Origin of the sequence: Pseudomonas mangrovi (genome assembly GCF_003052585.1) — a bacterium.
GTDB classification, from domain to species: Bacteria; Pseudomonadota; Gammaproteobacteria; order Pseudomonadales; family Pseudomonadaceae; genus Aquipseudomonas; species Aquipseudomonas mangrovi.
In genome coordinates, this window is record NZ_QASN01000021.1 from 126,152 (window position 1) to 139,235 (window position 13,084).

The window sequence follows — 13,084 nt, forward strand, 5'->3', positions numbered from 1 at the left end:
TTATTTTGTCTTGTCCGCACTTGCCAGCATCGCGTTCAGCACGTCGAGCTTAGCAGAGAGTGCATCAACGTCCTGACGCGAGGGAATACCCATGCGATTGAGAGCCCGGGCAACACGCTCATCGAACGCACCCTGGATCTTCTCGAAGCGCTCCTCGACCTTGCCTTTCACGCCTTCGAAGCGGTCCTTGACCGGAGCCAGCTTGCCGTTGGCGGCGTCCAGCTGATCGCTGATCAGATCCTTGCCCTTGCCTTCGAGTTCCTCACCGGCCTGAACCAGACCCTTGATGTAGTCGAGGCCTTCCTGACCCGCCTTGGCATAGGCACCCAGGCCTGCGAGCCAGATCTGGCGGCTGTAGTGACGGGCTTCACCGAGCAGGTTGCTGGTGGTTTCTACGGTTTCCTTGACGGCTGCCTTGGACATGATGGACCTCACTTGGATTCGGAATGGACGCCCATCGAGTGACAGGCTTGAGCGCAAACCTAGTGAGATAAATTAGAAAGCACATACTAATGTGCGAAAAAACTTCAGGCCTGCAGCGATTTGTCCAGGGTGTTCTCGATCTCGCGACGGATCGTGCTGCCCAACGCGGAGAGCAGCAGCCCCAGCTTGAGCTCGACACGTACGCTGTCATCACCGACCTCGATGCGACCATCCGCGCCGCTGCGCTTGAACTCCAGGCAATCGCCATTCCAGCTGCAGCGCACGTCGTACTGACTGGAGAGGCGATCAGCCAGCACCTGGGCACGCTGGCGGGCCTCCTCGATGCCGAGGTTGTGGGAACGTTCGATGGTGATGCGGGTCATGCGTCTGCCCTCTGCGACCTGATGTCGCGCGACTATATCAAGAACATCCGGGCGTCGCGCCGACACCGACTTGCGCAGGGTCAAGCTTTTCACGCGCGCGGCGCGGGCAGCAGCCGGCGGCCGCTTTTTGGGTTTAGAATGCCCGGCACTCTGACTCTGGTGACAGCGACATGAATGATCCTCGCAAGGGCAGCGATGCCGATCCCATCACCCACTTCGGCTACCAGAGCGTGCCGGAGAGCAAGAAGGCGGAAAAGGTCGCCGAGGTCTTCCACTCGGTTGCCGCCAAATACGACCTGATGAACGACCTGATGTCCGCCGGCATTCATCGCCTGTGGAAACGCTTCACCATCGAGCTGTCCGGCGTGCGCAACGGCAACCGGGTGCTCGACATCGCCGGCGGCACCGGCGACCTGACCCGTCAGTTCTCGCGCCTGGTCGGCCCCCAGGGTGAAGTGGTGCTGGCCGACATCAACGCCTCGATGCTGCAGGTCGGCCGCGACCGCCTGCTCGACAAGGGCACCGCCGGCAACGTGCGCTTCGTCCAGGCCGATGCCGAGAAGCTGCCCTTCCCGGACAACCATTTCGATGTGGTCACCATCGCCTTCGGCCTGCGCAACGTGACGCACAAGGAAGACGCCCTGCGCTCGATGCTGCGGGTGCTCAAGCCCGGCGGGCGACTGCTGGTGCTGGAGTTCTCCAAGCCGCGCAGCGCGGTGCTGTCCAAGGCTTACGATGTCTACTCCTTCACCCTGCTGCCGATGATGGGCAAGCTGGTCACCAACGACTCGGAAAGCTACCGCTACCTGGCCGAATCGATCCGCATGCATCCCGACCAGGACACGCTCAAGGCGATGATGCTGGACGCCGGCTTCGAGCGCGTGACCTACCACAACATGACTGGCGGCATCGTCGCCCTGCACCGCGGCATCAAGCCCTGATGCTGAGCCTGGCGCTACTGGCAGCCGCCGAGCACGGCATCAACCGCGTGCTGCGCCTCGACAGCACGGCGTTGCCGCGCCTGGCACCGCTGGCCGGCAAGGTCATCCTGATCGAGTGCCCGGCGCCGGCGCTGCAGCTGTTCCTGCTGCCCGATGCCCAGGGCCTGCGGCTGGCGCAGGAGTGGCAGGCCGAGCCGGACTGTCGCCTGCGCGCGCCGGCGTCGAGTCTTCTGCGGCTCGCCCTGAGCACGCAGAAGACTGCCGTTCTGCACGAGCCCGAGGTGCAGTTGCTCGGCAATGCCGACGTGCTGCTGAGCCTGGCCGGCGTACTGCAGGATCTCGACCTCGACTGGGAATACGAGCTCAGCCGCTGGCTCGGCCCGGTCGCGGCCGGCCTGCTCGGCAGCAACCTGCGCGGCGGCGCACGCTGGACCCGGCGCAGTCTCGACAGCCTGCGCCTGGATCTTGCCGACTACCTCGGCGAGGAGTCGCGTAGCCTGGTCGGCCGCCGCGAAGCCGAAGCCCGCTTCGCCGAAATGGATGCCCTCAAGCTCCGCCTGGATCGCCTCGAAGCCCGCACCGAGCGCCTAGCCCGCAAACCCGATACAAGCGAAAACGCATGAAGCTGCTCGCCATCCGCCGCCTCTTCCACATCCAGCGCGTAGTCATTCGCTACCGCCTCGACGATCTGGTCTTCGCTCTGCCCATGCTGCCCTGGTGGCTGCGCGCGCTGCGCCTGCTGATGCCGTGGCGCTGGCTGCCACGGCGCGAGCTGGCACTGACCCGCGGCGAACGCCTGCGCCTGGCGCTACAGGACCTGGGGCCGATCTTCATCAAGTTCGGCCAGTTGCTGTCCACCCGTCGCGACCTGCTGCCGCCGGACATCGCCGACGAGCTGGCCTTCCTCCAGGACCAGGTGCCGCCCTTCGAGCCCGCCATTGCCGTTGCCCTGATCGAGGAACAGCTGGGCCTCAAGCTTGAGCAGGTGTTCACCCGTTTCGACCAGCAGGCCCTGGCGTCGGCCTCGATTGCCCAGGTCCACGCCGCGCGACTGAAAAGCGGTGAGGAAGTGGTGGTCAAGGTGATCCGCCCGGGTTTGAAACCGATCATTCGCCAGGATCTGGCCTGGCTGTTCCTGCTCGCGCGGATCGCCGAGAAGGCCTCGGCCGATGCCCGCCGCCTGCGTCCGGTAGAGGTGGTCGGCGACTACGAGAAGACCATCTTCGATGAGTTGGACCTGCTGCGCGAAGCAGCCAACACCAGCCAGCTGCGACGCAATTTCGAGGACTCGCCGCTGCTCTACGTGCCCCAGGTGTACTGGGACTGGTGCCGCCCCCAGGTACTGGTCAGCGAGCGCATCTATGGCATCCCGGTAACCGACCTGGACGCACTGGCCGATCAGCGTACCGACATGAAGCTTCTGGCCGAACGCGGCGTGGAGATCTTCTTCACCCAGGTGTTCCGCGACAGCTTCTTCCACGCCGACATGCACCCCGGCAACATCTTCGTCAGCACCCGCCAACCCTGGAACCCGCAGTACATCGCCATCGATTGCGGCATCGTCGGCAGCCTGACACCGGAAGACCAGGACTACCTGGCGCGCAACGTGATGGCCTTCTTCAAGCGCGACTACCGCAAGGTCGCCCAGCTGCACATCGACTCCGGCTGGGTGCCGGCGGAAACCAAGGTCAACGAGTTCGAGGCAGCGATCCGCACCGTCTGCGAGCCGATCTTCGACAAGCCCTTGAAGGACATCTCCTTCGGCCAGTTGCTGCTGCGCCTGTTTCAGACTGCACGGCGCTTCAACATGGAAGTCCAGCCGCAACTGGTGCTGTTGCAGAAGACCCTGCTCAACATCGAAGGGCTGGGTCGCCAGCTGTATCCGGACCTCGATCTGTGGAGCACCGCGCTGCCATACCTGGAGCGCTGGATGCGCGAGCGGCATAGCCCGAAGAATCTGCTGCAGAGCATGCAGACCCAGGTCGAACAATTGCCGCACCTGGCCGGCATGACTCGCGAGCTGCTCGAGCGCATGGCCCAGCCGCACCATGAAAACGCGCCGCCACCGTGGCGCGAGCGACAGGACGGCCGCGTGCTGCGCCTGCTCGGTGCCGGGCTGCTGACCGGCGGCGCGGTGCTGATCGCCAGCGCCGCGGCCCCGCTGACCCTGGTCGCCTGGCCCGCCTGGCTGATGGGTGGCGCCGGTCTGTACCTGGTCATCCGCCGATAGCCAGTGCCGGGCGCGGCTGGCACACTGCGCGAACGCGCGCCAAGTAACGAGAGCCCACGGGGCCGGAACACAGAGCATGACCGACTGGCTTGACGAAATTCACTGGGACGCCGACGGGCTGGTCCCTGCCATCGCCCAGGATCACCAAACCGGGCGCATCCTGATGATGGCCTGGATGAACCGCGAAGCGCTGGCGCTGACCGTCGCCGAAGGCCGTGCCATCTACTGGTCACGTTCGCGTGGCAGACTCTGGCGCAAGGGCGAGGAGTCCGGCCACGTACAGAAGCTGCATGAATTGCGTCTGGACTGCGACGCCGACGTCGTCACCCTGCAGGTCGAGCAGCTTGGCGGTATCGCCTGTCACACCGGCCGGCAAAGCTGCTTCTATCGGGTCTTTGATAACGGCAACTGGAAAACCGTCGATGCGGTCATCAAGGACCCCGACGCCATCTACCACAAGGGCCACAGCCATGAGTGACACCCTCACCCGCCTGGCCGAAGTGCTCGAGTCGCGCAAGGGCGCGGCGGCAGACAGCTCCTATGTCGCCAGCCTCTATCACAAGGGCCTGAACAAGATTCTGGAAAAGGTCGGTGAGGAGTCGGTGGAAACCATCCTCGCCGCCAAGGATGCCGCAGTCAGCGGCGACTGCAGCGACCTGATCTACGAGACTGCCGACCTCTGGTTCCACAGCCTGGTCATGCTCGCCGCGCTCGGCCAGCATCCGCAGGCGGTGCTGGACGAACTGGAGCGACGCTTCGGCCTCTCCGGGCATGCGGAAAAAGCCGCACGCCCGAGCAACTGACACTTTTCACTTTCGCGGAGAACTTCCATGGGTATCGGCGGCATAAGCATCTGGCAACTCCTGATCATCCTCCTCATCGTCGTCATGCTGTTCGGCACCAAGCGCCTGCGCAACATCGGCTCCGATCTGGGTGATGCCATCCGCGGTTTCCGCAAGTCGGTGAACAGCGAAGAAAAACCGCCGGTGGAAGACGATAAAGGTCAGACCATCGACGCCCAGGCGCGCAAGGTCGAAGAACCGAGCCGCAAGGACTAAGAGCGCCCAGCCATGTTCGATGTCGGCTTCACCGAGCTGCTGTTGGTCGGCCTGGTTGCCCTGCTGGTGCTCGGCCCCGAGCGCCTGCCCGTCGCTGCGCGTACCGCCGGCCTGTGGATCGGCCGGCTCAAGCGCAGCGTCGGCGCGATCAAGGCAGAGGTCGAGCGCGAGATCGGCGCCGACGAAATCCGCCGCCAGCTGCACAATGAGCGCATTCTCGAGCTGGAGCGGGAAATGAACCGCAATCTGCTCGACGACAAGCTCGCCGAAGCGCCCCCCCGCGCTGAGGACGCTGCCCCGGCAGCGCCCGCCGCGAGCGCCGAGCAGTCCTCCCAGGATCCACCCGCCAAACCATGACCGACAGTACCCAGCACGACCGCGAAATGCCCCTGGTTGCGCACCTGACCGAACTGCGCAACCGAGTACTGCGCTGTGTGGTGGCGGTGCTGCTGATCTTTGGCGTGCTGTTCTACTTCGCCCAGGACATCTACGCGCTGGTCGCGGCGCCATTGCGCGCCTATCTGCCGGAAGGCGCGACCATGATCGCCACGGGCGTCGCTTCGCCGTTCCTGACGCCGTTCAAGCTGACTCTGGTGATAGCGCTATTCCTCGCCATGCCGGTGGTGCTGCAGCAGATCTGGGGCTTCATCGCGCCGGGCCTGTACAAGCACGAGAAGCGCATTGCCGTACCGCTGCTGATCTCCAGCATCTTGCTGTTCTATGCCGGCATGGCGTTCGCCTATTTCGTGGTCTTCCCGATCATGTTCGGCTTCTTCGCCAGCGTGACGCCGGAAGGCGTGGCGATGATGACCGATATCGGCCAGTACCTGGATTTCGTCCTGACCCTGTTCTTCGCCTTCGGCGTGGCTTTCGAGATACCGGTGGCGACCTTCCTGCTGATCTGGGTCGGCATCGCCGACGTCACCTCGCTGCGACGCAGCCGCCCCTATGTAGTGGTCGGCTGCTTTGTTGTCGGGATGGTTCTGACCCCGCCAGACATCTTCTCGCAGACGCTGCTGGCACTGCCGATGTGGCTGCTGTTCGAAGCGGGCCTGCTGTTCGGCAGCATGGTCAGCAAGCGTGACGACGCCGAAGAGAACTTCCGTGGCGACACCGACGAAGATCACGACCAGCCCCCCGCTGCAAATCCGTGAACCTGCTGCTACTCGAAGAGGACGACTTCGTTGCCGCGGACCGGGCGCTGTTGCGTGGCCGCCGCCTCACCCATCTGCACGAGGTACATCGTGCGGCGGTGGGTGATCAGCTGCGTGTCGGTCGCCTCGACGGCCTGATGGGCCGCGCCATCCTGCTGCGCCTGGAAGCAGGCGAAGCAGAGCTGACCATCGAGCTGGACCAACCCCCACCGGCCAAGCTGCCGCTCACCCTGCTGCTCGCCGTACCGCGGCCGAAGATGCTCAAGCGCATTCTGCAGACGGTCGCCGCCATGGGCGTCGAACACCTGGTTCTGATCAACAGCTTCCGGGTGGAAAAGAGCTTCTGGCAGACCCCCTTCCTGGCGCCGGAAAAGATTCGTGAGCAGCTGATCCTCGGTTTGGAACAGTCACGCGATACGCACCTGCCGCACGTGACGGTCGAAAAGCGCTTCAAGCCCTTCGTCGAGGATCGCCTGCCACAACTCGCCGCAGGCACCACCGCACTGGTGGCGCACCCCGGCCCGTTTCCGCCCTGCCCCCGCGCCATCGAAGGCCGGGTGACCCTGGCCATCGGCCCGGAGGGCGGCTGGATACCCTACGAGGTCGAGATGCTGCAGGCCGCCGGGCTGACGCCGGTGCAGCTCGGCGAGCGCATCCTGCGGGTGGAAACGGCAGTCCCGGCGTTGCTCGCACGACTGTTCTGAGGCCCGCTCCGAGCGCCAGACGGAGCCGACGCAACGCTGCCTGCGCAGGATCACTCGGTTGCTGGCGGCTCCGCGCAAAGCACGCGATTGCGACCCTCGCCCTTGGCCCGATACAACGCCTCGTCGGCTCGCTTGAGCAGGCTCTTGGTGGTCTCCGCGCCGGGGTTCCAATGCGCGACGCCGGCGGACAGCGTCAGCCCGCTGCCGGTCGGACTGATACTGGCGGCCACGGCCTGGCGCAGTCGCTCGGCCAGCTGCACCGCGGCGTCCAGTTCGGCTCCCGGCAACAGGATGACGAATTCCTCGCCCCCGGCGCGGCAGAGCAGGTCGCTGCCGCGCGAGCACTCACGCATCTTCTGCGCGACGAACTCCAGTACTTGGTCACCGACGTCGTGGCCATGCTGGTCGTTGACCCGCTTGAAGTAGTCGATATCGATCAAGACCAGCGAAAAAGGAGCGCCCTGCATCAGCCAGCCGTCCATCGCCGCCTGCATCCCGCGACGATTGAACAGGCCGGTCAGCGCATCGGTCACGTTCTCCAGGTTCAGCCGCCCCAGACGCATGTGTAGCAGGGCAAGTCCGTTCAGGACGGAGCGCTTGAGCTGCTCCGCCTCGCTGTACCAGCCACGAATGGCGCCGATCTGTTCCGCGGCACTGTTCGATTCCCAGTGCTGCGCGCTCGCCGCCAGTTGTTCGAGCGGCCGCGCGATACGCCGCGCCATCCACCAGATCAACAGCAGGCAGATGACCGAGAACGGCGTGGCGCGCAGAACGATCTCGCCCATCAGGCGATTGAGCGCGTTCAAGGTCACTTCGGTCGGCGTCTGCGCCACCACGCCCCAACCGGTGCTGGGGACCGGGGCATAGCCGGCGAGCATGTCCACGCCACGCGAGTTAATCAAGCGCTGGCTACCGCTCTCGCTCCGCAGCACTGCCTCGATTACCGGATTGCCGGTTACACGCTCACCGACTCGCGCATCGTCCTGGTGATAGATCAGATGCCTGCCGCGATCGACGACATAGATATAGGAGCCGTCCGCGTAGTGATGTCGTCCGAGCAGACGCTGGAGGATGTTCTCCTGATGTAGATAGAGCGAGCCGCCGACATAACCGAGATAACGGCCCTGCTCGTCATGAATCGGCTGGGAAATGAACACCAGCAGATTGCCACTGGCACCTATGAAAGGCTCGGTAATCAGCGGCGTTTGCCGACTGAGGGCTTCGCGGGCGCCGGGGGTATCGAGGATGTGCCCGGTCAGGCCAAGGGAGTCGGGAGCGGAAGCCAGGACTCGCGCGTCCGCGCGAACCATCAGCACAGAATTGAAGCTCTGGCTCTGCCCTTTCAGGCGCTGCACCTCTTCCTCCAGCCAGGCCTCGTCCGTCATCCGCGCGGCCAGTCGCGAGGCACTGAACGCCAGCTGCTGCTGGATCGCCTGCAGCAAACCCTCCGCGTTGTGCGCCTGCTTGGCGGCATACACACGATTGGACTCGAGCGCATGATCCATCAACAGGTCACGCTGGATACGGTAGCTGGCGAAGAAACCGTTGCCGAAGGTGAGCAGCGCCACCACCAGCGACAGCCCCAGGATCAGGCTCTTGAGATCAATTCTCGGCATCGTCACTTCTGCTACAAATACGCGTCATCCGGCGCAGGCAACCCCACCGCGCCGGCGCTGTCGCACTAGTATTGCCCACTCGAGCCCGGAACACATGCTTGCAATCACCATAGATACCGATGCGCTGGCCCGAGCGCTGGACGACGAACGCAATCGCATGCACTACCTCGACCTGGAAGATGGCGCCTTGCTGACGCTGCCGCCTGGTGCGGCCGAGCCGGGTAGCGAGGAAAAGTATCAGGTCGATCCAGAGCGCTACCTGCGTATCAAGCCCCTGACATTCGAACAACGGCTGGCCCTGCGCGAGGCATTCCTGCTTGAACTCGGCGACCACGCGCTGCACATGGTTCTGCGCAACGCCTTGCAGGGCCGCCGCGCGCTGCGCAACTTTGCCTACCAGCTCGTTCAGCATCCGACGCTCGAACAAGCCTGGCAGCGCTTCTACGCCAACCGCCTGCGAGAACTGGCGCTCGAGTGGCTGGAAGAGCATGACTTGCATCCGCGCACAGCGCAGACCAGCATCGCGGCTCGACCTCGGCACGGGTAGCGGTGCTCTCCGGTACTGAGGCGTGAGAACAGGCTTCTGTGCTGATGCTCGGACTCGCGCAAGGCATCACTACCGGGCCGAGCAAGCCCCGGTTGGCAGGCGGGATGTGACGCAGGCACCAAAGCGCCACGGGCGCACTGCCATCATGGGCGGCGGAGGCAGATAATCGCGCCCTCGCCTTTTTGCATGGAGCACCCCGCATGTCCTTTCGCCGCCCCCTCCTGACCGTCGCACTGCTCGGCGCCAGCCTGCTTACCACGGCCCAGGCCGAATCCGACTCGCTGCTCAAGGATGCGACCAAGGGCGCCGTCTCCAATGCCATCTCGGCCGGCAAGAACCTGCTCGGCGGGGTCAGCGACGGCATCACCGAAGGACGAGAGGAAACAGAAGGGGTGGATGGCGCGCTGTCGATCTCGACTTTCGAGCAGTTCGAACAGCAGCAGGGGCAGGTCGAGGTCCTCTCGATCAAGCAGGACGACGGCCGCCTGGTGGCCGCGCTGGGCCTGAAGAACACCTCGGACAAGCCGATTCGGCTGATCAACCTGCAGAGTGCCAACGCCCTGCTGGCGATTGACGAGGATGGCTATTCCAGTGCCCTGGTCGTCGGCACAGACAACCCTTTCGAGCTCACCATCCCGCCGCGTGCCGGCATTCGTCAGCGCTTCGTCTTCGAAACACCGGAAGCACCGATCACCGCCATCCGCGTCTGGGGCCGGGACTTCACGCCCAAGCGCTGAGCCATGGGAACCCGCGCCGCCGGGTGACGGCGCGGGTAACCGACGACTCAGTCGGCACCGACACGAATCACCAGCTTGCCGAAGTTGCGCCCTTCGAGCAGGTCGACGAATGCTTTGGGTGCACTTTCCAGCCCCTCCACCTGATGCTCGCGGTACTTGATGCGCCCTTCCGCCAGCCAGGCGCTCATGTCGCGGGCGAACTCGCCATAGCGATGGCCGTAGTCGTCGAAGATGATGAAGCCGCGCATGCTGATGCGCTTGGTCAGGATGGTGCGCATCAGCAGCGGCAGACGGTCCGGGCCTTCCGGCAGGGAAGTCAGGTTGTACTGGGCGATCAGCCCGCAGACCGGAATCCGCGCCAGGGTATTGAGCAGCGGCAGCACCGCATCGAAGACCTTGCCGCCGACGTTCTCGAAGTAGATATCGATGCCGTCCGGGCAGGCCGCCGCCAGCTGCGCGGCGAAGTCGTCGGCATGGTGATCGAGGCAGGCATCGAAGCCCAGCGTTTCTACCGCAAAGCGGCACTTCTCTTCACCACCAGCCACGCCGACCACGCGGCAGCCCTTGAGCTTGCCGACCTGGCCGACAGTTGCGCCCACCGGCCCGGTCGCCGCCGCCACCACCAACGTCTCGCCAGCCTGCGGTTTGCCGATATCGAGCAGGCCCATGTAGCCGGTGAAGCCCGGCATGCCGAGGATGCCCAGGGCGTAGGAAGGGTTCTGCGGCGCCTGGCCGAGATTGGTCAGACCGGTACCGTCGGACAGCGCATAGTCCTGCCAGCCATTCATCGACAGCACCCAGTCACCCTCGGCGAAGCCGTCCAGCTTCGAGCTGATCACACGGCTGACGGTGCCGCCGACCATGGTCTGGCCGATCTCCACCGAGGCGGCGTAGGACTTGGCCTCGCTGATGCGCCCGCGCATGTAGGGGTCGAGAGAGAGGAACACGGTACGCAGCAGCACCTGCCCGGATTCCGCTTGCGGCAGCGCCTCCTCTTCAAGACGGAAGGTGCGCTCGTTGGGCGCTCCATGCGGACGCTCGGCCAGTACCAAACGACGATTGCGGGTGGCAGATTGCGACATGTGCAGGTTCTCCTGAGACTCAAGACGGACCGACAGTAAAGGCCGCCCACCTGCGCACGGCAACCAGCGGGCAGCCTTATTCACGCCGGTGAGCACCGATCATCCTCCTGCTGACTTTGCGTTAAGCCCTCGCCACCGCGGCCTGGTTTAGCGTCGAGAGGAGAAACAAAAAGGCCGGAGCAACTGCCCCGGCCCGGTCGATCCTGTTTGCGTCAGGCGGCAGGCATCTGGCTCGCATGCGCCGAGAGGATCTCCTGCTTGCGCTTGGCCTCCGGCAGATCATTGATGCAGTAGTTGATGTGGTAGACGGTGAACAGGAACGTATAGAAACCGTTCATCCGCAGATCCACACCGTGCTCGTTCAGCGCATAACGCTGCAGCGCGGAACGCGCCTGGAACGCCCAGACGATGTAGAGCACCGCCAGCGCAAGGGACAGCAGCAAGCTGAGCACATCCAGCGCCACTTCGCCGCTGCCGGCCAGACCACCGCTCCAGCCCGCACATACCGCGATCCAGATCAGGAACAGATCACCACCGATCTCGCCCTTGGTGACCTCGCGCAGCACCGGCCCGTTGCGCCACAACCAGAGAATCGGATAGATCCCCAACGTGGCCAGGCTCAGCAGAACCAGGTTGAGGGTTTTGGTGTTAACGCGCTCCTTGAGCTCCGCGACATTCGACATCTACTGCATCCTTGAGAGGAAAAGAGGACTGGCGAGCTTAAAAGAGGCGATATCGAAAAGCCATTGAGATAGCTCAAGGCCGGCCTTTTCAGGCGGGCCGGCGGTGCTCACCATCACGCGCGTCTACTTGGCGATGCCCGAATACGACGACTCTTCAGATGATGCAGAAAACGGGCATCGAGTCTTGCGTAAAGAGGCGCCCTAAGGGCACCAAACGCAGCAGCGACGCGGCCGCCGACCAGACGCTTGCATGGCGGCAAGCGGGACAATCTGTCAGCTTGAGCTACCCGCGCGCTGCTGTAGCTGCAACCCCGTCGCAAACAGCCCGGTCACCGCACGCGCTGCCGCAGCGGCGTCCTGTCCAGGCAGCTGTTCATCGAGCAACAACGTCGCCAGACCGTGTACCAGGCTCCAGGCAGCCAGGCTGGCGGTCGCCTGATCCTGCGCGGGCGCAAGCGCCTCCACACCCGCTCCGAGCTGCTGGTAGAGCAGCTGGGCGGCATGTCGTAGCTGGGGATAGCGCGACTTGTCCGCAATACCGCCGAACATCAGAGCGAAGCGCCCCGGCTGCTCGAGGGCGAAGGCGACATAGCACTGCCCGAGCGCCGCAAGACCAGCCGCTGACTGCCGTTTCATTCGCTGTGCCAGCTCGTCAAAGCCGTCGGTCGCCAGGGCCGCCAGCAACGCATCCCGATCCGCAAAGTGGCGGTAGGGCGCGCTGTGCGAAACGCCCGCCCGGCGCGCGACTTCACGCAAGCTGATTGCGGCTACGCCGCCGTCTACCAACAGCTCTGCGGCAGCCGCCAACAATGCCGCTCGCAAGTCGCCGTGGTGATAGGTACGGGCATTCTCTTCCGATGTTGACACCGCCCACATCCTCCCTCTATGTTTACACCGCCCACATGATGCTCGCACCGACGCCAGAGCACTAGCCCCTGCCTTGGAGAAACCCCATGCTATTCGTTGCCTTGTTGCTGATTTTCACCTTGCTGGCCGCTCTTGCGTCCCGCTGCGGCGCCGCTGGACTGGCGTCCTGGCCAGCACGCATGCGCCTGGCGCTGGCCGTGGCGCTGCTGCTGATCGGCATGGATCACTGGCTGACGCCGCAGCGCTACCTGGCGATGATGCCGCCTTATCTGCCCTGGCATATGGAGCTGGTTCTGTTTACCGGCGCCTGCGAGATCGCAGGTGCACTTGGGCTGCTATGGACACGTACCCGCCGCCTGGCCGGCGGGCTGCTGGCGCTGTATTTCGTCTGCGTATTCCCGGCCAATCTGCACAACGCCTTGCACGGCTTGAATGTCGACGGCTTGCCCAGCGTGCAGTGGTACTACTGGCTACGCCTGCCGTTTCAGCCGCTGATCATCATCTGGACGCTGTATGCCGCGGAGTTGCTACGCCAACCGTTCAGCCACTCGGCAAAGCAGTGATATCGAAAACTCTTCGCCCGAGCGTCTCTGGAAAAACGTACAAAACGCCAAGGTCATACCCGACGTTGTGACACCAGAAACGGAAATAAAAAGAGC

At 64.2% G+C, this 13,084-nt stretch carries 18 protein-coding genes; 12 read left to right on the top strand and 6 right to left on the bottom strand.

Going from position 1 to position 13,084, the window contains the following annotated elements; all coding sequences use genetic code 11:
* Positions 1 to 423 carry a phasin family protein gene (locus DBO85_RS16830; protein WP_108108596.1) on the bottom strand — a complete coding sequence of 141 codons (423 nt, stop codon included), beginning with the start codon at positions 421 to 423 and terminating at the stop codon, positions 1 to 3.
* 104 nt (positions 424 to 527) lie between these two features.
* Positions 528 to 806, bottom strand: coding sequence for a polyhydroxyalkanoic acid system family protein (locus DBO85_RS16835; RefSeq protein WP_108108598.1), 279 nt, complete (start codon positions 804 to 806; stop codon positions 528 to 530).
* Positions 807 to 976: 170 nt separating this feature from the next.
* Between DBO85_RS16835 and ubiE the strand changes: the two genes are divergently transcribed.
* The 9 genes from ubiE (at position 977) to DBO85_RS16880 (ending at position 6,893) form a co-directional block, all read left to right on the top strand.
* Positions 977 to 1,747 (top strand): bifunctional demethylmenaquinone methyltransferase/2-methoxy-6-polyprenyl-1,4-benzoquinol methylase UbiE, encoded by a 771-nt coding sequence (gene ubiE, locus DBO85_RS16840; RefSeq protein WP_108108600.1) that lies wholly within the window; start codon positions 977 to 979, stop codon positions 1,745 to 1,747.
* Positions 1,747 to 2,370, top strand: coding sequence for a ubiquinone biosynthesis accessory factor UbiJ (locus DBO85_RS16845; protein ID WP_108108602.1), 624 nt, complete (start codon positions 1,747 to 1,749; stop codon positions 2,368 to 2,370). Before ubiE ends, DBO85_RS16845 begins: the two co-directional genes overlap by 1 nt.
* Positions 2,367 to 3,977, top strand: coding sequence for a ubiquinone biosynthesis regulatory protein kinase UbiB (gene ubiB / locus DBO85_RS16850; RefSeq protein ID WP_108108604.1), 1,611 nt, complete (start codon positions 2,367 to 2,369; stop codon positions 3,975 to 3,977). The genes DBO85_RS16845 and ubiB overlap by 4 nt, the downstream gene beginning before the upstream one ends.
* Before the next feature lie 76 nt (positions 3,978 to 4,053).
* A complete protein-coding gene (gene hisI, locus DBO85_RS16855; protein WP_108108605.1) occupies positions 4,054 to 4,455 on the top strand; it encodes a phosphoribosyl-AMP cyclohydrolase in 402 nt (133 codons plus the stop codon).
* A complete protein-coding gene (locus DBO85_RS16860) occupies positions 4,448 to 4,780 on the top strand; it encodes a phosphoribosyl-ATP diphosphatase (protein WP_108108607.1) in 333 nt (110 codons plus the stop codon). The genes hisI and DBO85_RS16860 overlap by 8 nt, the downstream gene beginning before the upstream one ends.
* A 27-nt stretch (positions 4,781 to 4,807) precedes the next feature.
* The gene (tatA, locus tag DBO85_RS16865; RefSeq protein WP_108108609.1) at positions 4,808 to 5,035 is read left to right on the top strand and encodes a twin-arginine translocase TatA/TatE family subunit; all 228 of its coding nucleotides are present in this window, start codon (positions 4,808 to 4,810) and stop codon (positions 5,033 to 5,035) included.
* Between the two features lie 12 nt (positions 5,036 to 5,047).
* The gene (gene tatB / locus DBO85_RS16870) at positions 5,048 to 5,392 is read left to right on the top strand and encodes a Sec-independent protein translocase protein TatB (protein WP_108108610.1); all 345 of its coding nucleotides are present in this window, start codon (positions 5,048 to 5,050) and stop codon (positions 5,390 to 5,392) included.
* Entirely contained in the window at positions 5,389 to 6,189 is an 801-nt protein-coding gene (gene tatC / locus DBO85_RS16875; protein WP_108108611.1) for a twin-arginine translocase subunit TatC, read from the top strand. The genes tatB and tatC overlap by 4 nt, the downstream gene beginning before the upstream one ends.
* Positions 6,186 to 6,893: a 16S rRNA (uracil(1498)-N(3))-methyltransferase gene (locus DBO85_RS16880; protein WP_108108613.1), complete on the top strand. Its 708-nt coding sequence runs from the start codon at positions 6,186 to 6,188 to the stop codon at positions 6,891 to 6,893. The genes tatC and DBO85_RS16880 overlap by 4 nt, the downstream gene beginning before the upstream one ends.
* A 50-nt stretch (positions 6,894 to 6,943) precedes the next feature.
* On the opposite strand, the gene DBO85_RS16885 is transcribed toward DBO85_RS16880, so the two are convergent.
* Positions 6,944 to 8,509, bottom strand: coding sequence for a GGDEF domain-containing protein (locus DBO85_RS16885; protein ID WP_108108614.1), 1,566 nt, complete (start codon positions 8,507 to 8,509; stop codon positions 6,944 to 6,946).
* A gap of 94 nt (positions 8,510 to 8,603) precedes the next feature.
* Here DBO85_RS16885 and DBO85_RS16890 point away from each other — a divergent pair, with 94 nt between their 5' ends.
* Together DBO85_RS16890 and DBO85_RS16895 are read left to right on the top strand one after the other, a co-directional pair.
* Positions 8,604 to 9,056 (top strand): UPF0158 family protein, encoded by a 453-nt coding sequence (locus DBO85_RS16890; RefSeq protein ID WP_108108616.1) that lies wholly within the window; start codon positions 8,604 to 8,606, stop codon positions 9,054 to 9,056.
* A 200-nt stretch (positions 9,057 to 9,256) separates the two neighbouring features.
* Positions 9,257 to 9,793, top strand: a complete 537-nt coding sequence (locus DBO85_RS16895) for a hypothetical protein (protein WP_233356630.1) — start codon at positions 9,257 to 9,259, stop codon at positions 9,791 to 9,793.
* Positions 9,794 to 9,840: 47 nt separating this feature from the next.
* On the opposite strand, the gene DBO85_RS16900 is transcribed toward DBO85_RS16895, so the two are convergent.
* The 3 genes from DBO85_RS16900 to DBO85_RS16910 all read right to left on the bottom strand — a co-directional run bounded on the left by DBO85_RS16900 (position 9,841) and on the right by DBO85_RS16910 (position 12,425).
* Positions 9,841 to 10,875: an NADP-dependent oxidoreductase gene (locus DBO85_RS16900; protein ID WP_108108617.1), complete on the bottom strand. Its 1,035-nt coding sequence runs from the start codon at positions 10,873 to 10,875 to the stop codon at positions 9,841 to 9,843.
* Positions 10,876 to 11,087: 212 nt separating this feature from the next.
* A complete protein-coding gene (locus tag DBO85_RS16905) occupies positions 11,088 to 11,558 on the bottom strand; it encodes a DUF2537 domain-containing protein (RefSeq protein ID WP_108108618.1) in 471 nt (156 codons plus the stop codon).
* A 273-nt stretch (positions 11,559 to 11,831) separates the two neighbouring features.
* On the bottom strand, positions 11,832 to 12,425 hold the full coding sequence (locus tag DBO85_RS16910; RefSeq protein WP_199287001.1) for a TetR/AcrR family transcriptional regulator: 594 nt from the start codon (positions 12,423 to 12,425) through the stop codon (positions 11,832 to 11,834).
* 86 nt (positions 12,426 to 12,511) lie between these two features.
* Between DBO85_RS16910 and DBO85_RS16915 the strand changes: the two genes are divergently transcribed.
* Positions 12,512 to 12,988: a DoxX family protein gene (locus DBO85_RS16915; RefSeq protein ID WP_108108621.1), complete on the top strand. Its 477-nt coding sequence runs from the start codon at positions 12,512 to 12,514 to the stop codon at positions 12,986 to 12,988.
* The last annotated feature ends 96 nt before the right edge of the window (positions 12,989 to 13,084 follow it).

What these genes read in the sequence shown, in the direction of transcription:
- DBO85_RS16830 (WP_108108596.1), bottom strand. Translation starts at nt 423, where the DNA reads ATGTCCAAGGCAGCCGTCAAGGAAACCGTAGAAACCACCAGCAACCTG.
- DBO85_RS16890 (WP_108108616.1), top strand. Translation starts at nt 8,604, where the DNA reads ATGCTTGCAATCACCATAGATACCGATGCGCTGGCCCGAGCGCTGGAC.
- DBO85_RS16915 (WP_108108621.1), top strand. Translation starts at nt 12,512, where the DNA reads ATGCTATTCGTTGCCTTGTTGCTGATTTTCACCTTGCTGGCCGCTCTT.
- ubiE (WP_108108600.1), top strand. Translation starts at nt 977, where the DNA reads ATGAATGATCCTCGCAAGGGCAGCGATGCCGATCCCATCACCCACTTC.
- DBO85_RS16845 (WP_108108602.1), top strand. Translation starts at nt 1,747, where the DNA reads ATGCTGAGCCTGGCGCTACTGGCAGCCGCCGAGCACGGCATCAACCGC.
- DBO85_RS16835 (WP_108108598.1), bottom strand. Translation starts at nt 806, where the DNA reads ATGACCCGCATCACCATCGAACGTTCCCACAACCTCGGCATCGAGGAG.
- ubiB (WP_108108604.1), top strand. Translation starts at nt 2,367, where the DNA reads ATGAAGCTGCTCGCCATCCGCCGCCTCTTCCACATCCAGCGCGTAGTC.
- tatC (WP_108108611.1), top strand. Translation starts at nt 5,389, where the DNA reads ATGACCGACAGTACCCAGCACGACCGCGAAATGCCCCTGGTTGCGCAC.
- DBO85_RS16895 (WP_233356630.1), top strand. Translation starts at nt 9,257, where the DNA reads ATGTCCTTTCGCCGCCCCCTCCTGACCGTCGCACTGCTCGGCGCCAGC.
- DBO85_RS16905 (WP_108108618.1), bottom strand. Translation starts at nt 11,558, where the DNA reads ATGTCGAATGTCGCGGAGCTCAAGGAGCGCGTTAACACCAAAACCCTC.
- tatA (WP_108108609.1), top strand. Translation starts at nt 4,808, where the DNA reads ATGGGTATCGGCGGCATAAGCATCTGGCAACTCCTGATCATCCTCCTC.
- DBO85_RS16860 (WP_108108607.1), top strand. Translation starts at nt 4,448, where the DNA reads ATGAGTGACACCCTCACCCGCCTGGCCGAAGTGCTCGAGTCGCGCAAG.
- hisI (WP_108108605.1), top strand. Translation starts at nt 4,054, where the DNA reads ATGACCGACTGGCTTGACGAAATTCACTGGGACGCCGACGGGCTGGTC.
- DBO85_RS16885 (WP_108108614.1), bottom strand. Translation starts at nt 8,509, where the DNA reads ATGCCGAGAATTGATCTCAAGAGCCTGATCCTGGGGCTGTCGCTGGTG.
- DBO85_RS16900 (WP_108108617.1), bottom strand. Translation starts at nt 10,875, where the DNA reads ATGTCGCAATCTGCCACCCGCAATCGTCGTTTGGTACTGGCCGAGCGT.
- tatB (WP_108108610.1), top strand. Translation starts at nt 5,048, where the DNA reads ATGTTCGATGTCGGCTTCACCGAGCTGCTGTTGGTCGGCCTGGTTGCC.